Source organism: Mesorhizobium sp. LjNodule214, from assembly GCF_964252735.1.
Lineage (GTDB): Bacteria > Pseudomonadota > Alphaproteobacteria > Rhizobiales > Rhizobiaceae > Mesorhizobium.
In genome coordinates, this window is sequence record NZ_CAXUPE020000001.1 from 1287390 (window position 1) to 1309611 (window position 22222).

Here is a 22222-nt window from a genome sequence, read left to right on the forward strand (position 1 = left end):
TCAAAACCGTGCGCTAAAATCGTCCTTGTTGATTCGCCCAGATCGGACTCTTGAACAAGGAACGGCATGAGCAAGGCCCTCACCACATTCGCATTGGTCGCGGTGCTCAGCGCCTTGCTCATGGCGCTCAGTCTTGCGGTTGCCAGACACGGCTATCCCTATGGCGCGATCGGCGTGAAGCGCCTCGACGGTATTGCCGATGCCGGTTCGTTTGTGCCTTTGGCCGCTGTCTATTTCTTCAGCGCGCTCTTGATGATGATCCTCCCCATCCGCGCCGCCAGCATTGTGCTGACCAATGCTGCCGATGCCCTGTTCTGGGCAGCGATCGCGCTGTTTGCGACCATTGTCGGCTGCCTCGTCGCCCGATGGGCCTTCGGCCAGGGTGGCGTGCTGTGGGCTTTGGTCAACTGGCGGTTCCTGTTTGTCGCGGCCATCGTCGTCGCCCATCTCACCATGAACGAGCTTCGCCGCAACGTCCTGTTGAGAAGCCTGTTCTTCGTCGTCTTTGCCGCGGCGACGCTGGCCTGCCTGTTCTGGTCCTTCGCGGTCTGACCGGGCTTTCACCGGCGCGCCTCATCGGTTATCGAGGGCTCGATTTGAAACGTCCTCACACTGTCGCTATTTGTCTGATAAATGACTTGGGCGATTGATGACTGGGTGATAAATGACCCGGCAGACAGCCCACCAGCGAACCACCACAAGGAAAGACCATGACCCAGTTCCGCAAAAACCTCATCGATGGCGAGTGGGTGGGCGAGGCCGGCTCCCGCAACATCAACCCCTCGAATACGGGCGATGTGGTCGGTGAGTATGCTTCTGCCGGCCCGGAACAGGCCAAGCAGGCGATTGCCGCGGCAAAGGCGGCCTTTCCCGCCTGGTCGCGCTCGGCGCCGCTGGCCCGCCATGCGGTGCTGAAGAAGGCGTCGGACGAGATCATGGGCCGCAAGGACGAGATCGGCCGCAACCTGGCGCGCGAGGAAGGCAAGACGCTGGCCGAGGGCATCGGCGAGACGATACGCGCCGCCCAGCTTTTCGATTTCTTCGCCGGGGAAACGCTGCGCCTGTCGGGCGAGCTGGTGCCGAGCGTTCGGCCGGGCGTCGGCGTCGAGATCACGCGCGAAGCGGTCGGCGTCGTCGGCATAATCACGCCGTGGAATTTCCCGATCGCCATTCCAGCCTGGAAGATCGCGCCGGCGCTGGCCTACGGCAACACCATCGTCTTCAAGCCGGCGGAACTGGTTCCCGAGAGCGCCTGGACCATCGTCGACATATTGCATCGCGCCGGCCTGCCGAAGGGCGTGCTCAATCTGGTCATGGGCAAGGGCTCCGTGGTCGGCCAGGCCATGCTCGACAGCCCCGACGTCAATGCCATCACCTTCACCGGCTCGGTCGGCACCGGCAGGCGCGTAGCCGCGGCCAGCGTCGAGCATATGCGCAAGTTCCAGCTCGAAATGGGCGGCAAGAACCCGCTCGTCGTGCTCGATGACGCCGACCTCGGCACGGCCGTCGATTGCGCCGTCAACGGCGCCTATTTCTCCACCGGCCAGCGCTGCACGGCCTCTTCGCGTCTCGTGGTGACCGACGGCATCCACGATCGCTTCGTCGCGGCACTCAAGGAGCGCATGGAAAAGCTGGTCGTCGGCGATGCACTGGATGCCAAGACCCAGATCGGCCCAGTCGTCGACGAGACCCAGCTGAAGCAGGACGAGGACTACATAGCCATCGGCCGCAAGGAAGGCGCCGAACTCGCCTTCGGCGGCGAGCGGCTCGATGCTGCGACGCCCGGCTTCTATCTGAGGCCGGCGCTGTTTACCGGTGCCACCAATGCCATGCGCATTTCGCGCGAGGAGATTTTCGGGCCGGTCGCCAACGTCATCCGCGTCAAGGACTATGACGAGGCGCTTGCCGTGGCCAACGACACGCCTTTCGGCCTGACCTCGGGCATTTGCACGTCGAGCCTCAAGCACGCCACGCATTTCAAGCGCAATTCCGAGGCTGGCATGGTGATGGTCAATTTGCCGACGGCGGGCGTCGACTTCCACGTTCCCTTTGGCGGCCGCAAGGGGTCGAGCTACGGCCCGCGCGAACAGGGCCGCTACGCCATGGAATTCTACACCACGGTGAAAACGGCCTATAGTTTTGCTGGCTGACCAACGCGCGGCGGTTCATAGGACACAACCAGGCAGGCGAGCATGTCGATGACACCCGCGGACCTGAGCTGGCTCAACCCGCCGCCGCATCATGAATTCGGCGACAACACCGTGCACGTGCGCACCGGCAAGGAAACCGACTTCTGGCGCGAAACCTTCTATGGCTTCCGGCGCGACAACGGCCATTTCCTGCATCGATCGGTCGAAGGCGATTTCACCGCCGAGGTCACCGTCAAGGGCGACTATCAGGTGCTCTACGACCAGGCCGGACTGATGGTCCGCTCGAGCGAAACGCACTGGATCAAGGCCGGCATCGAATACACCGACGGGCTGGGCTATTTCTCCGTCGTCGTCACCAACGACACCTCCGACTGGTCGCTGGTCAGCATCCCGGCCGACCCTGAAGGCGTCAGGATCCGCCTGACCCGTCACGCCGAAGCCATCCGCGTCCAGTATCTGGACGCTTCAGATGGCCACTGGAAGCCGGTACGAATAGCTTATTTCCCGCCCTCGAAGTCGGTCGACGTCGGCATGATGTGCTGCTCGCCGCAGCGCGAAGGTTTTGAAGTCACCTTCGTTGATTTCTCGATTGGCCCGCCGATCTCGCGGGAGCTGCACGACTGAGGCAAGAGCAATTCCAGGAAAAGCGTAGCGGTTTTCCGTCCGGAATTGCGCAAAACAAAGAGTCGGGCGGAGACGGCACCGCTGGCTCACCACGGCACATGCAGGATCTCGAGCTTGGGAAGGCCGACCGGCCTGATGCCCAGATCGTTGGCAAGGGCGCCAAAGCCTTCGGTTTCGATCAGGTCCCGGTAGGGAATTTCCGGAAACCGAAGACCGCCGCGATGCAGTGCGGCATCGACCAGCAGCACGGTTCCGCCGACGCCGTCCAGGCCTATCCTCTCGAGGTGCCGGACGTCGCTGAGAAGGAGCCGACCCGGTGCGCCGGTGGCAGGCTGGTAAAGGCCGTCGCGGATGGCGCGGTAATAGCGATAGTCCTTCGTATGGCGGGTTGTGACGAAGCTGTTCTGGTCGAAACTGTCGCCGCCGGTGATCTTCACGCAATTGGGCACCGCGATGCGATGCCCGGTTCCGATAAGCCGGCTTACAATGTCGGTCGGGAATCGCCAGACGTCGATGTCGATCCACAGCGCCCAGTCATCGTCGGCGTCCAATCCGTGATCGATGAGGTGATTGCGGACCTTGGCGATATTGCCGCGTCGGCTCCGCTGCAGCCGCGGCATCGCTCGCTTGGCGCGGTCAAGGCTGGCGCCACCGAGCTGTTTTTGCAGCAGCACGATGCCGCGATACGCCCCGGCCAGCGACGCCACCACCGCCTGCAGCCGGTCCCAGCTTCCATCCGAGCTGTCGCCTTCGCAGAAGGCGAGCTTGATCCTGTCCTTCGGGTAGTCGAGCTGCCGCAAGGCGTCGAGGAACGGCTGGATATGATCGGCAGCGTCGCGAAGCGGCACCAGGATGGCTATGTTGCGCCCAGTCGGTGGCGGCGCCGAAAGGGCCGCCTGGCTGACGCCGCGTTTGGCTGCCGTCTCATCCAGATGGGCGCCGCGCGTCAGCTGGTACCACGACCGGTAGGCGAGGGTGCGGATCCGGTCCAGCAAACGCGGCGGAGGTTCGGGCGTCCACCATGTGCCGGCCCAGTGGTGGATCGACAGCGTCTGCCCGCCGCCGCTGTCTTTGCGCCCTGACGAGTCGAGGGGCGTGAACAAAGCGGGCGAATGGACGGCGAACGCCGTCTGGTCGCGATAGCCGAGCTGCGCGGAGGTCAGCAGGCAAGGCCCGGTCGCATCGATCGCCTGATTGGCATGGGCCAGTCCGGGCAGCATCGACAGGATCTCGAGCCAGAATGGATGCCGGGGCGGGCTGGCCATCGTTCCATTGAACAAAAGATAGGGCAGCCCGCGAAAGTCCGCCTGCACCAGCGCGTGCGTGTCCGGCTCCTTGCAAAGCACGATCCGGTCTTCGCTCATCACGGGATCGAAAGGCGCCACGCATTCGCAGTCTATGTCGGCATAGACGCCGCCGAAATGGTAGAGCAGCAGATAGCGCCCCGCATCGGCACGCAGCACGCCGTGCGAATAGCTGCAAAAGCTCGGCAGGAAGTCCGAATAGTGCTCGGCGACGAATTCGAGCAGCATCCGGTCGCTCCAGAACATCATCGTCCAGTCGGGATGATACCGCTTCCAGCTCTCGACATAGGCCTGGAAACGGGCAGGGACGGCGTCGGTCTTCCATGTCTGGTGCAGGATACGCGGGATCATCGGCGGCTCATCGATCGCTGACTGGGCACAGCTGGAGCAATTCCAGGAAAAGTGTGAAACGGTTTTCCGTCCGGAATTGCGTCAAAACAAAGAGATAGAGCGGTTCTGCGTTTCCGTGAAACGATGACCGCCCTAAGCGCGTCACGCATCCTGATCGGCCAGTCCGAGGCCGTTGCGGACGGCATCGCGTATGGCTTGCGGCCCGAACCTCGACCAAACCGCTTCATGGGCGTGGGCGCGCTGCCGGGCCATGCGAGCTGGATCCGCGCAGAGCGCGATCGCCATCGCCGCCAGTTCTTCATCCGAAGCTGCCAGCAGCACCTCTTCGTTTTCGACCAGATCCAGCCCTTCAGCCGCCAGCGGCGTGGCAACGACGGGCACGCCCCAGGCCATCGCCTCGAGGATCTTGATGCGTGTGCCGCCGCCCATGGACAGCGGAACGATGCTGAGATGCGCGGCCGACAGCAGCGGCCTGACATCGTCAGGGTTCTCAAGCAGCGTGACGCCGTCCAGCCTTGCCAGGGCCTGCACGGACGGGGTGGGCGAGCGGCCGGCAAGGGTAAGCCTCGCCGTCGGCAGCTCCCGCCGGATGCGTGGCAGGATGTCGCGGGCCAGCCGTTGGGCGGCATCGATGTTCGGTTCGTATCCAAGATGGCCGACGAGCAGAATGGACGGAAAGCCGCCGGACGGGGCTGCCCTCAGCGCCTCGGGTATGTCCTCGGCCCGCGGGATACCGTTCGCAACGATATCCACCGGCACTGTGCTCGAGACGAGCGCCTTAAATTTCTCGCGGTCGAGGCGCGAGCAGACCCAGATCCTGTCGACGATCGCGGCCGCCTTTCTTTCGAGGCGCCTGACATCGGGTGCGCCGGAGCGCTGGGCTGGTTGCAACTGCCCAGCGAGGTCCGATTCGACATTGTGCATGTCGAGGATGAGTTGTCCGGCCAGCTGCCGCAAAGGTCTGAGCAGCCTGAACAGCGGAATGCCCTCGACCAAGATCGTGTCGGGGCGAAATTCGCGAACCAGCGCCTCGAGCCGCGCCAGCGCCGGACGCGGGATCCGGGTCTCGGTCTTGGTCCTCCACAATCCGAGCGCCCGCGCGCGTGGTTCCCCCTCGGCAGTCAGGGCAACGACGCGAATGTTGGCCGGCAGCGGTTGCGGCGGATCGGCCAGCGGCCTGACCGAGACAAGGCAGACCGGACCGAGTTCGGCTGCCGCCACGGCGTTGCCGAAGTTCCTGAGATCGGCGCCCGATGTCGGCGGAAAGGCCGGATCGACGCAAACCACCAGGGTTCGTCGCTCCTGTCCGGATGCCGACGCCGATGCGGCTTGCGGAGCCGCCCGGGTCGGTCGTCCGAAGCGAGTGTGGGGATGATGCTGCAAGGTCTTCCAACTCCCGCCCAACGCCTTGCAGGTGCTAGGGCAATTCCAGGAAAAGTGTGCCACGGCTTTTCCGTTCGGAATTGCGCAAACCTAATAACGGCGCGTCATATCCGCTGCATTGGCAAACCGGGTACGATATAGCCACGGGAAAATGCGGGCATGCAACCCATATGCGGCTCCGCTCGCCTCAATAGGTGGCGCGGCCGCCGGAAACGTCGAAAACACCGCCGGTGGTAAAGGAGCATTCCTCGGAAGCGATCCAGGTGATCAGCGCCGCCACCTCCTCGACTTCGCCGAATCGCGACATCGGGATCTTCGACAGCATGAAGTCGATATGCTGCTGGCTCATCTGGTTGAAGATCGCCGTGCGCACCGCCGCCGGCGTGACGCAATTCACCGTCACTTTGGTCTTGGCCAGTTCCTTGCCCAGCGACTTGGTCAGCCCGATCACTCCCGCCTTGGATGTGCTGTAGGCCGAGGCGTTGGGATTGCCCTCCTTGCCGGCGATCGAAGCGATGTTGACGATCCTGCCATAGTCGCGCTCGAGCATATGCGGCACCAGTGCCTTGTTGCAGTAGAAGACACCGTTGAGGTTGATGTCGATGACCCGGCGCCAGTCCTCAACCGAATAGTCCCAGGCCGTCATGTTCGGACCGGTGATGGCGGCACTTGTGACCAGGATGTCGACGGCGCCGAGGGCGTTGATCGTCTCTTGCGCGGCACGCCCGACCGCCTCGGCATCGGCGACGTCGAGGATTACCCCATCCAGGCCCGGGGTCGCGGCCATGGCCTTTTCGATCTGGCCCGGATCGCGGTCCCAGACCGAGACGCGCCCGCCTTCGGCGACGATCCTTTGCGCCACCTCCAGGCCGATGCCTGAGGCGCCGCCGGTGATCACGGCCGATCGTCCGGCAAACCGTCCTGCGAAACGCATCGACATGCGGCACTCCTCCCGATCGGCGGCGAATGTGAAGTCAACGTCCGCCAAGTTCAAGTCGGGATTGGAGCCGCCGGTGGGGATCTTGGTAGGCCAGGAGCCGCACGCTGTCAGCCGTTCTTGATCGATTGCCAATGGCTCAGCTGCTCTGCGATCAACTCCACCCGCCGCTGATTGTCGCGCCCGTCCAGGATCGCCAAGTCCTCGGCATCGGCGCGCAAATAGACGCCGGAGGTGCGCGCATTCAGTTCTGGTTGCGTGTCCGCGCGCGTCGTGAAATAGCCCGACGCGCGATCGGCGGTCTCCAGCCGGATCTCGCCTGTCCCATGCAGCTGCGGCGCGTTTGCATCCAGGGGCCGTTCTCCGTTCCAATAGTAGAAGATGCCGGAAGGCTCCCTCTTCTCTTTCAGCGCTTCGCTCCAGTACCTGGCTGACAGGCTGCCGTTCTCCTGCCATGAGCGACCCGTCAGCTCCAGCGCACCGTCGCGGTTTCGCGAGATGCGCAGCAGGCTCACGGCGGACGGCTCCTTCGCGGTGCGCTCCGACAGGGAAAACTGCCACCAAAGCCCCTCTATGCGGGCGACATGGCCCTCATTTTCGATTGCGTTCCGCAATTTTTGATTGATCGCTCTCATCTCGGCAGCGGTGGCTGCCTCGCCGTACCGTACCGAGGTCAGGCCGAGCAGATCGCTGGGAAGCTTGGCGCCGTTCGCATGGAGGATAAACGTTCGGCGCATCCCGAGGACTCCGCCGAAAAGGCCGGCTTCGAAAACCACATTGTCTCGGGGAGAAGCTTGAGCCGATACCGAAGGGGACGATTCCGGCTGGCTCGCGCTCGTCCAGTCGTCCTGTGCGAACACAAAAGCGGCGAAGTCGACCTCGCGGGTAAGCTCGATGAGGCGCCCCAGTGTGGTCGTGCCAGGGCTGAAGGAGGTCGTCCAGGGCTCGACTTGCGCGATCTCTTCAAGACCACGTGTCAGAGCGTCCAGCAGTTTCTTCTGCTTTCCCGACGAGCCCAGGAAGATTCGCGGTTTGCCCATCCGTTCTCTCCAGCTGCGTATCCGCCTTTGCTGCCAACATAGCCTGCGCGGGCGACGTTTCGCCTATTGTATTCATCTCCCGGGAGGCAGCAACGGCGCGACGACAGGCGCGATATCCCGGCTACGCGTTCTCTGTCCGGTGTTGGAAGAACTGCAGGAACAGCTCCCGCTCGGTGGTGATGTCTAGCTTCTCATAGATGCGGCGGCGATGGTTCTTGACAGTGCCGACGGTGATGCCGAGACGCTCGGCGATGTTCGCGGTGGGGTGGCCGGCCAGGATCAGCTGGACGAGTTCCCGCTCGCGCAGCGACAACTCCGGCCACAGGCTCGCCGGAATGCTTGGCTTCTGTTGCGGCGAAGCACCGGGGCCGGTCGGCGCCGATGTGCGGGAGAAGTCGGCGCCACGCGCCCTGATGTCGAGCGCATGTAGGGCCTCGAACACCGCCAGCCGTTGCTGCAATTGAGCGATTTCGCTGTCCCTGAACGACGTCGTCGAGCGGTCGAGGAAGATGCCGAGGCACCAGTCGCCGCCATCGGCAAGCAATATGCCGACCTCGTCGCAGATTTCCGACTGCGCCAGGAAGCCGGCTATGTATTGGCCGCGCTTGGCTTTGTCGTCGGCGAACCGCTTCAAAGGCATGATGCCGAGCCGCCGCTCCTGCCGCCATGAGGCGTAGAAGGGGTCGAACACATAGTAGCTGGCGAGATAGCGCCGGACCATCTCGTCCGAAAACCGCCGGTGCTTGACGAATTCGGGTGTCTTCGTCGCCGAATAGCGGGTGACGGTGACGAGATCATGCGCGATGTCTGCGCCGATCAGGTCGATCAGGCAGTCGACATGCCGGTCCGTACCGGTGGCGGTGATCGCCCTGGCCAGCGGCGCCCAGATATTGCCCATGCGCATGCCCTCTTCTCGACGATAATCAGCCCGGCCGTCATTGTGTCTTTTGGCATATGGCGCAAGGCCGCCCGTCGCATCTAGCCTTGCGTCATCCTAGACCAGACCCCGAGGCGACCGTGACCCAGCCAAATCCCACCGGCCCCATCGTTGGCAATCCGCCCATCGTTGGCAATCCGCCCATCGTTGGCAATCCTATCGTCATCGGTATCGACGCCGGCGGCACGATGACCGACACGATCCTTGTCGATCAGTACGGCCACTTCAAGATCGGCAAGTCGGCGACGACACCGAAGAACGAGGCCGAGGGCTTTCTCGCTTCGGCCGAGGACGCGGCAGACGCCTGGGGCATCTCGCTGGAGGCGCTCTTCTCGGGCGTCAACGTCGTGCTCTATTCAGGCACTGGCATGCTCAACACGCTGTTGTCGCGCACCGGGCGCCGGCTCGGCCTGATCACCACGAAGGGCCTCGAGGACATGATCCTTATGGGGCGCGGCCTGCAGGCCTGGGCCGACTATTCCTATGCCGACCGGCTGCACGCGGTGACGCATCACCATCCCGATCCGCTGGTGCCGCGCCGCCGCACCCATGGCGTCACCGAGCGCATCGACCAGTTCGGCGACATCGTCCTGCCGCTCTACGAGCATGAGGTTTCCGCCGCAGCGAGAAAGTTGATCGCCGACAAGGTCGAGGCGATCTGCATCATGACCATCTTCTCGCACGTCAATCCGGCGCACGAGAAGCGCATCGCCGAGATCTGCCGCGACGAGATCGCCGCCGCCGGCGCTGACATCCTCGTCTACACCAGCCACGAGGTCCGTCCCGTCATCCGCGAGCAGTCGCGCCTGAACTCGGTGCTGATCGAGGCCTACGCCACCTCGCGCGGCCGCAAGCAGCTCAAGGGCATCGAGGACGTCTCCAAGAAATACGGCTTCAAATATGGCGTGCAGACGCTGCTTTCCTTCGGCGGCCTGACCTCGATCAACCATCCGCGCCTGCACGAAACCATGATCTCCGGCCCGATCGGCGGCATTTTGGGTGCTGCCTATGTAGGCAAGCTTATCGGCAATGATTCACTGATTTGTTCGGATATGGGTGGCACCTCCTTCGACATGGGCATCATCACCCGCGGCCAGACGCGGATCGAGAACGAGCCGCTGATGGATCGCTTCAAGCTCAACGTGCCGACGCTGCATCTCGACACGATCGGCGCCGGCGCCGGCATGATCCTGAAGGTCGATCCGCTGACGAAAAAGGTCTCGCTCGGACCGGAAAGTGCCGGCTCCGATCCCGGCCCGATCTGCTTCGCCAGGGGCGGAACCGAACCGACCATCGCCGATTGCGACGCCATTCTCGGCCGGCTGAACCCGCACTACTTCCTCGGCGGCAAGGTCGTGCTGCAGGTCGAGAAGGCTCGGCAAGCCTTCGAGGAGAAATGCGCCAGCGTGCTCGGCGTCGGTGTCGAGGAGGCGGCCGAAGGCATGATCGATATGCTCGAGGCCGACGCCAACAATGCGCTGCGACGCGTCATCTCCGGGCAAGGCATCCACCCGTCGGAGTTCACGCTGCTGTCGTATGGCGGTTCGGGCCCGCTGCACCTTGCCGGCTGCTCGCGCGGCATCGGCTTCAAGGACATCATCACCTTCCAGTTTGCCGCCGCCTTCTCCGCTTTCGGCTGCACGACGGCCGATTTCATGCGCCGCCATTCGGTGTCGACGCAGCACGACATCCCCTCGCGCGCCGACGAAGCGACGCTTGCGGGCTATGGGTCGAAGGTCACGGCGGTCTGGAACGACCTGACCAGGGCGGCGGTCGACGAGATGATCGCCGACGGCCATGCCCGCGAGAAGATCAGAACCGTGCCTTTCCTGATGATGCGCTACACCGGCCAGCTCGAGGACGTCGAAGTCATGGCACCGCTCGCCGAGGTCAACTCTGCCGAGGACATGCGCAAGGTTCTCGACGAGTTCGAGGCCGTCTACGCCAAGGTCAACCATCGCGTTTCGCGCTATGGCGAGGCGGGCTTCACCATCACCGAACTGGGCCTGATCGCCACCGCCGACAAGGTCAAGCCGGTGCTGCTCAAACGTCCGCTGGGCAATTCAAATCCCGCCTCCGCCCACAAGGGCGTGCGCGAGGCCTATATCGCCGGGCGCTGGCACGAGGCCAATCTCTACGAGATGGATTTGCTGCAGCCCGGCCATGAAGTAATCGGTCCGGCCATTATCGAACATCCCGCCACCACGCTCGTCGTTCATCCGCAAGACCGCGTCTTCGTCGATGAATGGACGCTGCTTCACTATTCCCATGCTTGAGAGGGCGACCGCCATGTTGGACAAACCTGCCTCGGCCCTGCGCCTTCGCGAACGGCTGCTCGATTCCGAGCGATTGATGGAAGAGACCTGTTGCTATGACGGCATCACCGAACTCTCGCTGCGCAACCAGGATCCGCTGAAATTCGAGACGCTGCACACCAAGCTGCGCGCCTGTTGCGTGTCGGCGCGCGAAATGGCCCGCCGCATCTCGGCCTCGCCCGGCGTGCGCGAGGTCGGCGAGATGGTGGTGGCGATCTATACTCCCGAAGGCGACGCCATCGCGCTCTCCAACGGCATCATGGTGCATGTCCACACGATGAGCCGCTTCATCAAATGGATGATCAAAAACGGCTACGAGGACAACCCGCGCATCCGCGAAGGCGACATCTTCGCCAACAACGACGCCTTCATCGGCACCGTGCAGGTGCCCGATGTGATGGATGTGGTGCCGATCTTCCATGAAGGCATTTTGGTCGGCTGGGCCGGCGCGGTCTGCCACGAACTGGAAGCCGGTGGCATCACGCCCGGCGGCGATGTCTGCCTGGCGCAGGAGCGCTTCACCGAAGGCCTGTTCGTCTGCGCCGAGAAGATCGGTGAGAATGACGAGATCCGCCGCGACTACGTCATCCGCTGCGAGCGCAATCTCAGGATGCCGATCTACTGGGTGCTGGACGAGAAAGCCAAGGTCGCCTCCTGCATCGACATGCGCGAGAGCGTCAAGCAGCTGATTTCGGAAATCGGCCTCGACTACTGGATGCAGGTGTCGAAGGAGTTCATCGAGGAGGGCCGTCGCGCCCAACTCGCCCGCACGCGCCAGCTCACCGTGCCCGGCATCTATCGCGGCCACACTTTTTATGGCCACGTCACCGCCGGCAAGCCGGGCTTCCAGCCGCTCGGCGATCCCGATTGGCTCTACAACATCCCGATCGAGATGGAGATCGGCACCGACGGCAAGATCACCATGGACTTCGAGGGCACCCAGCCATGGGGCTACCATTCGATGAACTGCACGCCGGCCGGTATGGATGGCGGCATGTTCGTGACGCTGACCCAGCACATGAATTTCGAAGGCCTGGTCAATGACGGCGCCTGGATGGCGACCGAACTCAAACTGCCGCACGGCACCTGGACCAACCCCGACAACGAGATGGTGGCAACGGCAACCTCATGGGCGCTGCTGCTGCCGGCCTATGGTGTCTTCCAGCGGCTGCTATCGCGCAGCTTCGTCGCGCGCGGCTATGTCGAGGAAGCCTTTGTCGGCCAGGTCAACAGCCCGATGATCGAGATGGGGGGCGAAAGCCAGTACGGCACGCCGTTCGGCATGGCGCATTTCGAATGCGCCGCCGCCGGCTCCGGCGCGCTGGCCATCAAGGACGGGCTCGACACCGCCTATGTCGGCTGGAACCCGGAATCCGACATGGGCAACATCGAGGTCTGGGAACAGTCGATGCCGATGGTCTATATCGGCCGCTCGATCGTCCCCAACTCGGGCGGTGCCGGCAAATATCGCGGCGGCTGCTCGTTCATTTCGACCTGGCTGATCAACAAGACCTCGCATCTCAGGTTGCACACGTCGGAGCACTCCTCGCGCGTGTTCGACAATGGCGGCATGTGCGGTGGCTATCCGGCGCCGACCTGCCAGAAGCATCGCGCCGTGCGCAATTCCAACATCCATGAACTGGCGGCCAAGGGTGAACCGCTGGCGCATGCGCCGGGCACCGATCCGCATGTCTCGGATTACGAGAAGCACATCGGCGGCGACCATGTCGTGGTCGAGGGCCCTTACATCACCGCCCCGCACAAGGAAGGCGACATCTTCAGCCATTCCTACAATGGCGGCGGTGGCTATGGCGACGTGCTGGAACGCGACCCGATCAAGACGGCATGGGATGTCGAGAACGGGTTTCTCACCCGCGAGGCGGCGGACCAGGTCTTCGGCATCGTGCTGAAGGACGATGGGGAGGGCTATCCGGTCGCCGATATCGACGCGACCGTCAAGCGCCGTGCCGCCATGCGCAAGGCGCGTCTCGCCAAGGCAATCCCGGTGGCGGACTGGATCGCCGCCGAGCGCAGCCGCGTCGAAAAGGCCGACTTCGCCCCGGGGGTGAAGAAAATGTATGCCAGCGCGATCAAACTGTCGTCGCGCTTCACCAGGGATTTCAGCGATTTCTGGCACGTCGACGCCAGATCGATCTTCACGCCGGGAGCAAAACCATGACCTCATACAGCAAGGAAATCATCCGCGATCTGGCTAGCGGTCAACTGCCCTGGCCGCAGACAAGGCGCATCATGAGCGCCTACAAGGACGAGGACCGTTTCTTCAAGATCGTCGCCGTCCATCAGGACCGTGTCGCCTGGAAGGATCCGATCCTGATGCCGGTCAGCGATCATCTGTTCATCTGCCAGAGCGGCGATGAGCGGATAACGCGATGCGAATGCGGCCATTCCTTCGGCGACTACCGCAAGAACTGGAAGCTGAAAGCCGCGATCCATGTTCGCAACACCGAAGAGACACTGCGCGAGATCTACCCCAACAGCGATCTGCCGGATCCCGAATGGATGGAGATCCGCGAGTTCATCTGTCCGCAGTGCGGCACGCTGCACGAGGTCGAGGCCGCGGCACCCGGCTATCCGATCGTGCATGATTTCGAGCCGGATCTGGAGGGTTTCTACCGCGATTGGCTTGGCAAGCCGCTGCAGCCTTGACCAGGCCGGTTGCCGGGCCTTGGATGGATCGCAGGTCGTCACCGGCTCCATATGATTGTCGATGGCGGGCTGCCTTGCGGTGTGATTGCGGAGGACCAGTTCGATGACCAATCTCTCGGGCCGTGGCGCCATCATCACCGGCGGTTTTTCCGGCATGGGCTTGGCCATCGCCACCGCGCTTGCCAGGGCCGGGACCAACGTCGCCGTCGGCTCCTATGTGGCCGCGCCGGGCCCGGGCAGGACCGACGCCGCCTATTATCCCGGCGCCGAGGAGATCGAACGGGTGCGCTCGGCTCTGGCTGCGCATGGCACAAGGGTCCACGCCGCGCATCTCGACGTGCGCGACAGCGGTCTCAGCAATCGCTTCGTGGCCGAGGCGGAGGCCGCGATCGGGCCGGCCGACATTCTCGTCAATGCCGCCGGCACCACCGCCGAGCAGCCGGTCTGCGGCCATTCCGACGAACTCTGGGACAAGATCGTCGACACCAACCTCAGCGGCGCCTTTCGTGTCACCCGCGCCGTGCTGCCCGGCATGATCGGGCGCGGCTGGGGCCGCATCGTCAACATCGGCTCGACCGCGGCCTCCGTCGGCTGGAAGGACAATCCGGCCTATTGCGCCTCGAAGGCCGGCCTGCTCGGCCTGACCCGCTGCGTGGCTCTGGAAGGCGCCCCGCACGGCGTCACTTGCGTCATGATCAGCCCGACCTGGGTGGAGACCGAACTGATGCGCCGCAACGTCGCGCAAGTCGTCGAGCGGGAAGGCAAGGGCCGCACGCCAGAGGAAGCCATGGCCGAAATCGCGCGCGGCAACCCGCAGCAGCGCATGCTGCAGCCGGAAGAGATTGCGGCACTTGCCGTCTTCCTATGCTCGGACGCTGCCAGGGGCATCACCATGGAAAACATCCAGGTCACCGGCGGCGCCTTGTGGTAATGCCCGCCCCAGGGCCGGTTCCGGCCCTTATGAGGCAAGCGCGCCGCATTAACGCCATTCCCCTGTTGCAGGATGGCGCGCAGGTTCTTCCCGTTTTACCCGCGACAACATTTGTCATTGAGTGAGGGGCGATAGAACGGTAGGTTATGTTGCACTGCACAATGGACGCCCAGATCGGGGTCCGGACCAGCCTTTGACAGGCCGAGCCGTCAAGGCTCAGTGGATGAGAGATCCGGTAGGGATATGAAGATTCCAAAATCCTTGTTGATCGATCCGGAGAAGAGTGTCGTCTACGGCACCTTCGCCGTCGCCGTTTCGATCTTTGCCTTCGCCTACTCGACCAATTTCGGCAAGATTCTCATCCTCGCCTACTACGCGGTCTGGCTTCCGCTCATCCTTGTCGATTACCGGCGGTTTTTGCGGCATCTCTCCGACGCCTGGCTGCCGCTGCTGTTTGTCGCCTATGTCTGCTTCTCGGTCTTCTGGTCGCATGCGCCCGGCACGACCGCGAGAGCGTCGCTCCAGTATTTCTCGCATGTGCTCTGCGCCTACGTCTGCGCGCGCACGGTCAATGTTCGCACATTGGTGGTGGGTTCCCTGATCGGGATCTTCTTCGTCCTGCTCTATTCGCTGCATGTCGGCGCCTATGCGCTCGACACCATCGATGGGACCACCAATTTCGTTGGTGCCTTCGGCTCCAAGAACCAGGTCGGCTTCTTCGCTTCGCTCGGCATCTATCTCTGCTTCGTCTTTGTCGTCTTCTACCGGCGCGGCTGGCCAAGCCTGGTCTGGACGGCGCCGATCGGCCTGCTGTCGCTTTACATGCTGGCCATCGCCCATTCCGCCACCTCGGTGGCGTCGCTGCCGGCCGGGCTGGCGGTCGTTATCCTGCTTGGCATGAGCAAGGTGCTGTCACGCCGCTACAGGCGGGTGCTGTTCGCGGTCGGCGCCTTCACGCTGGTCGGGGCGATCATGGCGGCGCTCAATCTTGGCCTTGTGGATTTCGTGCTCGGCATCTTCGGCAAGGATTCGACGCTCACCGGGCGAACCTATCTCTGGGAACAGGGCTGGGAGGCCGCGCAGCAATTCCCGGTTCTCGGCTATGGCTATGCCGCCTATTGGGTGCAGGGCTTCGCCGAGGCCGAACGGCTGTGGGCCGAGTTCTACATCACGACCCGCACCGGCTTCCACTTCCACAACACCTATATCGAGACCCTGGTCGAACTCGGCTTTGTCGGGGTGACGCTGATTGCGTTGGTCATCCTGCGCGCCTTCTATGGACACGTATCGTCCGTGATCTTCCGCGACTGGCGCGCCGATTCGGTCGTCCTTGCCGGCGCGGTCGGCCTCATGCTGCTCCGCTCCTTCTTCGAGGTCGAAATCCTCGGGCCTTATTTCACGGCCTCGTTCGTCGTCTATTACAGCCTGTTCAAGCTGCGCGAAGTGCCGGTGGTGCGGCCGCAACGGTCGCGGATTGCCATCCAGGAAGCGAAAACCGCAAGCGGCGGAATCCACGCAATAGGCTAAGTGGCCAGCCGCGACGCTCAGGCGATGGCGCGCGAACGCTGCATCTGCCGTTGCAGGAACCGCCGCACCGGCTCGTCATAGAGGCGGGTTGCGATATCGGCGATGGCGATCACCGCAAGCGCCATGACGATGCCGAACCAGGGATGGTTGGCGAACGGATCGATGGAGATGGCCTTGCCCGCTCCCGCGATGATCATCAGCATCGGCGTGTGGATGATGTAGATCGGATAGGAAATCCGCCCGAGCCAGCCATAGAGCCTGGCAAGGCCTGGACGGGTCGGCGCTACGGCGCCAACCGTGACCAAGAGCGGAAACAACAGCACGACGCAGATGAGATCGTAGGGCGCGCGGCCGGCGCCTGTCGGCGCGATGGCAAAGACCACCAGTGTCAGGACCATCGCCATCTCGACCCAGTAGCCTTTCTGCAGGAACCCGAGACTCCCCTGGATCCTCCCCATCGACCGGCAAAGCAGCACGCCCAGAAAGAATGAGAAGGTGACGCGCGGCAGGCCGCTGGCGATGGTCTGTCCGGTCATGCCGAAATCGAGCGTGCCGACCAGCACCGCGGCAAGGATCAGCAACGCCAGGCTGCCGGCGATCAGCACCGCCAGCACCCTTTTCGACAGCACGAAGAACAGCAGCACATAGGCAATGTTCACCAGCAGCTCGAAAAACAGCGACCAGGAGGCGGGATTGAGCGGAAAGATGGTGTGATAGGCATCGCCGACCAGCGGAATGAACAGCATGCCCGTCGTCAGCATGACGGCAATGTCGGAGACCGGCAGATATTCGGCCGGTATCAGCCGGTTCTTGATCACCAGATAGAAAAAGCCGAGCAGCGTGCCGGCAAGGTAGAGCGGATAGAGGCGGATCAGCCGGATCAGCAGGAAGGAGCCGATGCTCATCCCGGTTTCGATCTTTCTGTCATAGGCGTGCGCAATGACGAAGCCGCTGAGCAGGAAGAACAGGTCGACCGCGAGGTAGCTCGAAGGCAGCACCTTGCCGTCCGAGATGAATGGCGAGAAGTGGTAGAGCATCACGCTGATCGCCGCCACGCCGCGCATCGCATCGAGATTGAGGTAGACGTGACGGGGGGCGGCGGGCTGCATTTTATGCCTTCAAGCGGTCCAAACAGATCGCCGCCCGCGCTCCTCGAACGCGGGCGAACCCTTCCTTGTCATCCCGCCTCCGCCGTACGGCTTGGGGCGAGATTGAGCTACTGGCTGGCCATTGGCGCCAGCTTGACCTTGATCACGTCGCCCGGCAGCACCGGCGTGTCTTCCTTGGCTTCGATCTCGCTCGTCTTGCCGTCGGTAACGCGTACCAGCGAATAGAGGAGGGCCGGTTCTTCGCCGCTTGTGATGGCAGCCGTCGTTGCCGGATCCGTTGCCTGGGCCATCAGGCCTTTTTGCATGCCCACCCTGAGCGCAGCCTCGTTCAGATCGGCTTCGGTCTGCTGCCGGTCGGCGGCGAGCTTCGAACTCAAGGTGTTTTGGGCATCGAGGGCATCCTGCGCCGCCTTGCTGATCGACTGCTTGGCGGTGAGGATGGCCGTTTCGTAGTCCAGGATCTTGCCCTGCAGGTCGGCGACGGATTGCTGCGAATCCAGCAGTCGCGAATTGTTGACCAGACCCTTTTGAGCCAGCGGACCAATGTTGCTGAGCTGTTTCTGCGCCAGATCGACCTGCTTCTGCTGGTTCACGATCTTCTGCTGCAGCGATTCGATTTCAGACTGCAAAACGCTCTTCAGCTCGTCGAGCGCCTGCAGCTTCAGCTTCAGAGCCTTCTGGTCGGAGGTGAGGATCGTCATCTCGTCGGCGACGATGGCCTGCAACCGCGGATCGCCCTCGACCTCCTTCGGCGCGTCGAAAGTCGTCTTGCCGGCCAGATCGGCATCGATGCGGGCGCGTTTGACCACCAGCCGAACCCGCTGGTCGTCGTAAATGTCAAAGTTGCCCTTGGCGGTGACCAAATCCTTACCGAGCTGGGAGCCGAGATCGCTATTGCGGCGGATGCCGCCGGCAACGCTGATCGCCTTGAGCACCGTCAGTTCTGGGACGTAAGGAAACTGACCAGGCGACTGCACTTCGCCCGAAATGTAGAACGGCCGGAACTGCACCATTTCCACGGATGCTTCCGGCTTGTCCGCAAGCGCCAGCTTACGCTGCAGGGCCTCGCTGATCGTCGCCGCGATCTCGGCGGTGGTCTTGCCGGCGGCGGGCAATTCGCCTGCGAAAGGCACTGAGAGTGTTCCGCCGGGGCCGACCGAATAGTCTCCGTTGACCGCCGACCAGTCACGGAACGTGCCTTCGACGGTCTGCCACTCCGCGATGCGGATGTTGAGTTTGTCCTGCGGTCCAAGCTGGTAGTCGCCGGCCATGGCCGGGACCGAAAGCGAGAGCGCCAGGCAGGCTGCGATGAGCCGTACCGGCGCCGTGGATCTGCTGCGAAGAAGTCCGACGATGTCTGTTTTCAACTGAACGTTTCCGATCCGCTTTGCCCCCACCGCCCGATGAGTTCGCTGCTGGCCGAAGGCGGCCGCCTCGGTGCAAGACCGGCCGTGTGAGACTGACTCAGTAGGAGCCGCGCGACATCCACACCGCAGGCACGGTCTTGACGATGATGCGAACGTCCTCGAACAACGACCAGTTCTCGACATAGTGGCGATCGAACGCCACGCGGGTGTCATAGGAGACGTCGTTGCGGCCGCTGACCTGCCACAGCCCGGTCAGGCCGGGGCGCGACTTCAGATAGTAGACGGCGGCGCTGCCGTAGATCTCCAGTTCGTCGCGCACGACGGGACGAGGTCCGACGAGGCTCATGTCGCCCTGCAGGATGTTGATGATCTGCGGCAGCTCATCGAGGCTGAGCTTCCTCAGCACCGCGCCGACGCGGGTGACACGCGGGTCGTTCTTCAGCTTGCGCGTCGCGATCCATTCGGCATTCGCTTCCGGATTGGCGGCAAGGTAAGCGGCAAGCACGCGCTCGCCGTCCGGGACCATGGTGCGGAACTTGAGGCAGGGGAATACCCGGCCGCCGCGGCCGATACGCTTGTGGCCATAGAAGATCGTGCCGCCGTCCGACAGCTTGACCAGAAGGGCCACCATCACGAACAGCGGGCTGAGTAGTACCAGGCCGACCAGTGAGCCGACAATATCGAAACTGCGTTTGAGCAGGCCGCCGATGGGTGGCGGAAAATCAATGCCGACCTGCGAAAACCCCGCATTGGCCGACTTGGCGACGTCCCTCATGCTTAAAGCTCCATACGTTGAACGAATGGTTTACGGCACGATATCAAAAAAATGCTGCAGCGCAACACACAATTTCCCATCACGATGAAATAGTCACGTCATGAATTGACTAAATAATAAACGCGCTCTGCCCAAAAATTCGCCTTTGTGGCACGTTTGTGACAATTTATGAGCAAGTGCCGAAAATGTAGTGCTTTTTTGGGGCCGATTTTGGGCGAACCGTTCTTCGCCGCAAAGCGCAGAGCACTAAATTGCTTAAGATTCGCCGAATGACCTAGGTTATGTGCATAAAATACTAATTAACATTGTAGCTTTTACTGCGGTAGAATCCATTTCCTGCTAATCGCTATGGTACCTGTGTGTGCGTCGCAGCATGGCAGAGTCGATCCCGTCGGCCCGCTCAAAATTATTTGCGGTTGGCCTTGCCGACAGTTTCACGCCTTAATAGAGTCGCAAATTGTTCCTGTTAGAGTTTGGATAGGTTTGGAAAGGCCGGAAGCAACCGGTCGAAAGTGGGCATCAGAATAAGCTCACGTGGCGCATGGGGAGATACTCGGGTGGGTAAGTCGTCGCTTTTGCATGCTCGCGTCGGTTGACGGGACGACGGGCATGTCACTACCAAAATTCATCATAGGAATGGTTTTCGCCATCGCGATCGTGGTCGCGTGGTCCTATTTCGATGGCGCTTCGCTGGGCATGACTCTGCTGCGTGCCATCGCTTGCGCCGCCATCATTCAGCTTGGCTACTTTCTGCTGGTCTTCGTCATGGTCGCCAGGAGCGCCCCGACGCCAGCCGACAAGGCACGCGAAGCCGAAAGAAACCTGGGCCTGGACCAGACGGCCAAGAACGAGAAATTCAGCGCCAGGCGAAGCATTCACTGATTTTTGCTTCGCTGCGCGGTGGCCAAATCGTCCTCAGCGAACGTCGGCGGTCTGTCTCTCGGCCTGCTCGCCTGACAGCATTCGGGACAACCGGCTGCCGGATTTCTGCTTCAGCCGCTGATATTGGCCGACCTCCACGATCCGGCCATTCTCGATCGCCACGACCCAGTCGGCGAACGCGATCATCGACGGCCGGTGCGCAATGGTCAGGATCGTCATGCGGCCGCGCAACCCGTCGATCGACTTGGCAATCAGCGACTGGTTTTGCCAGTCGAGCGCGCTGGTCGCCTCATCGAGGATGAGAAGGGAAGGGCTGCGCAACAGCGCGCGCGCCAGCGCAATGCGTTGGCGTTCGCCGCCCGAGAGCCGGACGCCGCGGTCGCCGACCACTGTACCCAGTCGATGTTCGAGCCGTTCGACGAAGTCGGCTGCATGCGCCGACCGCAGCGCCGTCCACAGTTCGTCGTCGCTGGCCTGGGGCGCGGCAAGGCGCAAATTCGCGGCGATCGTATCGTGCAGCAGGAACACGTCCTGCGGCACATAGGCCACCTGGTCGCGCCAGCGCCGGCGGTTCTCCGCCCCGATCTCGACGCCATCGGCGAGGATATTGCCTTGCGTCGGTTCGAGCAGGCCAAGCAGCATGTCGGCGATCGTGCTCTTGCCCGATCCCGAAGGGCCGATGAGGGCGGTGACCTTGCCGGCGGGAAGGCCGAAGGTGATGCCGCTCACCACCGGTCTGCCGCCCCCTTCGCCATCCCCGGTTGCTGGGGAAACGTCACCATAGGCGAACGAAACATCGCGTATGTTGAGCCCGACATCGAGCGCCAGCCTGGCGCCTTCAGCGGGTTCGCTGCTTGCCGATTCGCGCTCCGCGTCGAATTCGCGCTCCGCGTCGAACCGCGTCTGCAGGTCGCGCATCGAAGCATAGGCAGGCAAATTGATCAGCACCTGCTGCGCCTGGGTTTGCATGTCCATGAAGCGCGGCGCGATGCGCATGAAAACCAGCAGCAGCACGACGATCTCGGCCAGCGAAAGCTGGAAGCGAACCAGTGCGATATAGATGAACAGACTGAGCCCGACGACGCTCGCCACCTGGAACAAAGCGGTGCCGATCGTTGAGTTGCGCACATAGTTGATGTTGTCGGCCTTCATCTTTTCGAGGGTCGCCTGCAGTTGCGCGAAATAGCTCGCCTCGACATTCAGGCTCTTGGCCACCTTGATGCCGCCCAGGAATTCCGAGACCGTACGGTACTGATCCTGGCGATTGGTCGTCACCACCCGGCCGAACGCCGTGGCCCGGGTGCGAAATGGCCGCAGCGCGACGAACATCAGCACGCCGATCACGATGGCGAAGCCTGTCATCACCGGCGAGATGAACAGCGATATGACGAGGTAGCCTGCCAAAAGCACGCCGATCTGCGCCAGCATCAGCAGCGAGAATGCCGCGGCCTGCACGCGGTCTATGTCGCCGGTGAGCGCGTGGTCGAGATCGGAACTGCGCATGCATGAGAAGATGCCCCAGCGCGCCTTGCCGATGCTCTCGAACAGATTCATGCGCAGGCGGTTGATGAAATCGAACAGAAGCCTGGCCATGTAGACGGACTTGAAGCGGTTGAAGGCCGCCTGCAGCGCGACAAGCCCGACCAGCGCGCAAAGCACCGTAGTCAGCTGCAGCGTCCCGTCAGGCACCAGCCAGCGCACGAGGTCGTTATCCGGCAGTCTGACCGCGAAATTCTGCTCGGGACGCCCCACCAATTGCAGCAAAGGGATGAGAAGCAGGATCGAGATGCCTTCGGTCAGGCTTCCCAGGACCAGGAACAGCAAAGCCGTCCAGGTCCGCCGCCCGCCGATCCTGGCAATGACGCCGGCAAATCCGGCGATTTCCCGAAACAGCGACAAGCGAAGGACGGATGATGCCGGCAT

At 62.8% G+C, this 22222-nt stretch carries 18 protein-coding genes; 9 read left to right on the plus strand and 9 right to left on the minus strand.

The window, feature by feature from the left end; translation table 11 throughout:
• Window positions 1-66 precede the first annotated feature (66 nt).
• The 3 genes from ACSQ3Z_RS06245 (at window position 67) to ACSQ3Z_RS06255 (ending at window position 2774) form a co-directional block, all read left to right on the plus strand.
• On the plus strand, window positions 67-552 hold the full coding sequence (locus ACSQ3Z_RS06245; RefSeq protein ID WP_436170469.1) for a hypothetical protein: 486 nt from the start codon (window positions 67-69) through the stop codon (window positions 550-552).
• 158 nt (window positions 553-710) lie between these two features.
• A complete protein-coding gene (locus ACSQ3Z_RS06250; RefSeq protein WP_436170470.1) occupies window positions 711-2150 on the plus strand; it encodes an aldehyde dehydrogenase family protein in 1440 nt (479 codons plus the stop codon).
• A gap of 48 nt (window positions 2151-2198) precedes the next feature.
• Window positions 2199-2774 carry a DUF1349 domain-containing protein gene (locus ACSQ3Z_RS06255; RefSeq protein ID WP_436171844.1) on the plus strand — a complete coding sequence of 192 codons (576 nt, stop codon included), beginning with the start codon at window positions 2199-2201 and terminating at the stop codon, window positions 2772-2774.
• 86 nt (window positions 2775-2860) lie between these two features.
• On the opposite strand, the gene ACSQ3Z_RS06260 is transcribed toward ACSQ3Z_RS06255, so the two are convergent.
• The 5 genes from ACSQ3Z_RS06260 to ACSQ3Z_RS06280 form a co-directional block, all read right to left on the minus strand.
• Complete coding sequence (locus tag ACSQ3Z_RS06260) at window positions 2861-4429, minus strand: glycosyltransferase (RefSeq protein WP_436170471.1); 1569 nt, start codon at window positions 4427-4429, stop codon at window positions 2861-2863.
• A 141-nt stretch (window positions 4430-4570) separates the two neighbouring features.
• Complete coding sequence (locus ACSQ3Z_RS06265; RefSeq protein ID WP_436170472.1) at window positions 4571-5716, minus strand: glycosyltransferase; 1146 nt, start codon at window positions 5714-5716, stop codon at window positions 4571-4573.
• A gap of 283 nt (window positions 5717-5999) precedes the next feature.
• The gene (locus tag ACSQ3Z_RS06270) at window positions 6000-6752 is read right to left on the minus strand and encodes an SDR family NAD(P)-dependent oxidoreductase (RefSeq protein WP_436170473.1); all 753 of its coding nucleotides are present in this window, start codon (window positions 6750-6752) and stop codon (window positions 6000-6002) included.
• 107 nt (window positions 6753-6859) lie between these two features.
• Window positions 6860-7789, minus strand: a complete 930-nt coding sequence (locus tag ACSQ3Z_RS06275; RefSeq protein WP_436170474.1) for a TIR domain-containing protein — start codon at window positions 7787-7789, stop codon at window positions 6860-6862.
• A gap of 121 nt (window positions 7790-7910) precedes the next feature.
• Window positions 7911-8693, minus strand: a complete 783-nt coding sequence (locus ACSQ3Z_RS06280) for a helix-turn-helix domain-containing protein (RefSeq protein WP_436170475.1) — start codon at window positions 8691-8693, stop codon at window positions 7911-7913.
• 158 nt (window positions 8694-8851) lie between these two features.
• On the opposite strand from ACSQ3Z_RS06280, the gene ACSQ3Z_RS06285 reads away from it, so the two are divergent.
• The 5 genes from ACSQ3Z_RS06285 (at window position 8852) to ACSQ3Z_RS06305 (ending at window position 16166) form a co-directional block, all read left to right on the plus strand.
• Entirely contained in the window at window positions 8852-11002 is a 2151-nt protein-coding gene (locus tag ACSQ3Z_RS06285) for a hydantoinase/oxoprolinase family protein (protein ID WP_436171845.1), read from the plus strand.
• Window positions 11003-11015: 13 nt separating this feature from the next.
• A complete protein-coding gene (locus ACSQ3Z_RS06290) occupies window positions 11016-13220 on the plus strand; it encodes a hydantoinase B/oxoprolinase family protein (RefSeq protein WP_436170476.1) in 2205 nt (734 codons plus the stop codon).
• The gene (locus ACSQ3Z_RS06295; RefSeq protein ID WP_436170477.1) at window positions 13217-13708 is read left to right on the plus strand and encodes an acetone carboxylase subunit gamma; all 492 of its coding nucleotides are present in this window, start codon (window positions 13217-13219) and stop codon (window positions 13706-13708) included. Before ACSQ3Z_RS06290 ends, ACSQ3Z_RS06295 begins: the two co-directional genes overlap by 4 nt.
• Window positions 13709-13811: 103 nt before the next feature.
• The gene (locus ACSQ3Z_RS06300) at window positions 13812-14639 is read left to right on the plus strand and encodes an SDR family NAD(P)-dependent oxidoreductase (RefSeq protein WP_436170478.1); all 828 of its coding nucleotides are present in this window, start codon (window positions 13812-13814) and stop codon (window positions 14637-14639) included.
• A 243-nt stretch (window positions 14640-14882) separates the two neighbouring features.
• Window positions 14883-16166 (plus strand): O-antigen ligase family protein, encoded by a 1284-nt coding sequence (locus tag ACSQ3Z_RS06305; RefSeq protein ID WP_436170479.1) that lies wholly within the window; start codon window positions 14883-14885, stop codon window positions 16164-16166.
• Window positions 16167-16183: 17 nt separating this feature from the next.
• Here ACSQ3Z_RS06305 and ACSQ3Z_RS06310 read toward each other — a convergent pair whose 3' ends face one another.
• The 3 genes from ACSQ3Z_RS06310 to ACSQ3Z_RS06320 form a co-directional block, all read right to left on the minus strand.
• Window positions 16184-17275 carry an acyltransferase family protein gene (locus ACSQ3Z_RS06310; RefSeq protein WP_436170480.1) on the minus strand — a complete coding sequence of 364 codons (1092 nt, stop codon included), beginning with the start codon at window positions 17273-17275 and terminating at the stop codon, window positions 16184-16186.
• A gap of 107 nt (window positions 17276-17382) precedes the next feature.
• On the minus strand, window positions 17383-18546 hold the full coding sequence (locus ACSQ3Z_RS06315) for a polysaccharide biosynthesis/export family protein (protein WP_436171846.1): 1164 nt from the start codon (window positions 18544-18546) through the stop codon (window positions 17383-17385).
• 193 nt (window positions 18547-18739) lie between these two features.
• The gene (locus tag ACSQ3Z_RS06320) at window positions 18740-19417 is read right to left on the minus strand and encodes a sugar transferase (RefSeq protein ID WP_404275008.1); all 678 of its coding nucleotides are present in this window, start codon (window positions 19415-19417) and stop codon (window positions 18740-18742) included.
• A 609-nt stretch (window positions 19418-20026) separates the two neighbouring features.
• Here ACSQ3Z_RS06320 and ACSQ3Z_RS06325 point away from each other — a divergent pair.
• Window positions 20027-20299: an exopolysaccharide production repressor exox gene (locus ACSQ3Z_RS06325; RefSeq protein WP_436170481.1), complete on the plus strand. Its 273-nt coding sequence runs from the start codon at window positions 20027-20029 to the stop codon at window positions 20297-20299.
• A gap of 33 nt (window positions 20300-20332) precedes the next feature.
• Here ACSQ3Z_RS06325 and ACSQ3Z_RS06330 read toward each other — a convergent pair whose 3' ends face one another.
• Entirely contained in the window at window positions 20333-22222 is a 1890-nt protein-coding gene (locus ACSQ3Z_RS06330) for an ABC transporter ATP-binding protein (protein WP_436170482.1), read from the minus strand.

What these genes read in the sequence shown, in the direction of transcription:
- ACSQ3Z_RS06245 (WP_436170469.1), top strand. Translation starts at nt 67, where the DNA reads ATGAGCAAGGCCCTCACCACATTCGCATTGGTCGCGGTGCTCAGCGCC.
- ACSQ3Z_RS06250 (WP_436170470.1), top strand. Translation starts at nt 711, where the DNA reads ATGACCCAGTTCCGCAAAAACCTCATCGATGGCGAGTGGGTGGGCGAG.
- ACSQ3Z_RS06255 (WP_436171844.1), top strand. Translation starts at nt 2,199, where the DNA reads ATGACACCCGCGGACCTGAGCTGGCTCAACCCGCCGCCGCATCATGAA.
- ACSQ3Z_RS06260 (WP_436170471.1), bottom strand. Translation starts at nt 4,429, where the DNA reads ATGATCCCGCGTATCCTGCACCAGACATGGAAGACCGACGCCGTCCCT.
- ACSQ3Z_RS06270 (WP_436170473.1), bottom strand. Translation starts at nt 6,752, where the DNA reads ATGTCGATGCGTTTCGCAGGACGGTTTGCCGGACGATCGGCCGTGATC.
- ACSQ3Z_RS06275 (WP_436170474.1), bottom strand. Translation starts at nt 7,789, where the DNA reads ATGGGCAAACCGCGAATCTTCCTGGGCTCGTCGGGAAAGCAGAAGAAA.
- ACSQ3Z_RS06280 (WP_436170475.1), bottom strand. Translation starts at nt 8,693, where the DNA reads ATGCGCATGGGCAATATCTGGGCGCCGCTGGCCAGGGCGATCACCGCC.
- ACSQ3Z_RS06290 (WP_436170476.1), top strand. Translation starts at nt 11,016, where the DNA reads ATGTTGGACAAACCTGCCTCGGCCCTGCGCCTTCGCGAACGGCTGCTC.
- ACSQ3Z_RS06295 (WP_436170477.1), top strand. Translation starts at nt 13,217, where the DNA reads ATGACCTCATACAGCAAGGAAATCATCCGCGATCTGGCTAGCGGTCAA.
- ACSQ3Z_RS06300 (WP_436170478.1), top strand. Translation starts at nt 13,812, where the DNA reads ATGACCAATCTCTCGGGCCGTGGCGCCATCATCACCGGCGGTTTTTCC.
- ACSQ3Z_RS06305 (WP_436170479.1), top strand. Translation starts at nt 14,883, where the DNA reads ATGAAGATTCCAAAATCCTTGTTGATCGATCCGGAGAAGAGTGTCGTC.
- ACSQ3Z_RS06310 (WP_436170480.1), bottom strand. Translation starts at nt 17,275, where the DNA reads ATGCAGCCCGCCGCCCCCCGTCACGTCTACCTCAATCTCGATGCGATG.
- ACSQ3Z_RS06315 (WP_436171846.1), bottom strand. Translation starts at nt 18,546, where the DNA reads ATGGCCGGCGACTACCAGCTTGGACCGCAGGACAAACTCAACATCCGC.
- ACSQ3Z_RS06320 (WP_404275008.1), bottom strand. Translation starts at nt 19,417, where the DNA reads ATGAGGGACGTCGCCAAGTCGGCCAATGCGGGGTTTTCGCAGGTCGGC.
- ACSQ3Z_RS06325 (WP_436170481.1), top strand. Translation starts at nt 20,027, where the DNA reads ATGTCACTACCAAAATTCATCATAGGAATGGTTTTCGCCATCGCGATC.
- ACSQ3Z_RS06330 (WP_436170482.1), bottom strand. Translation starts at nt 22,222, where the DNA reads ATGCCGGCATCATCCGTCCTTCGCTTGTCGCTGTTTCGGGAAATCGCC.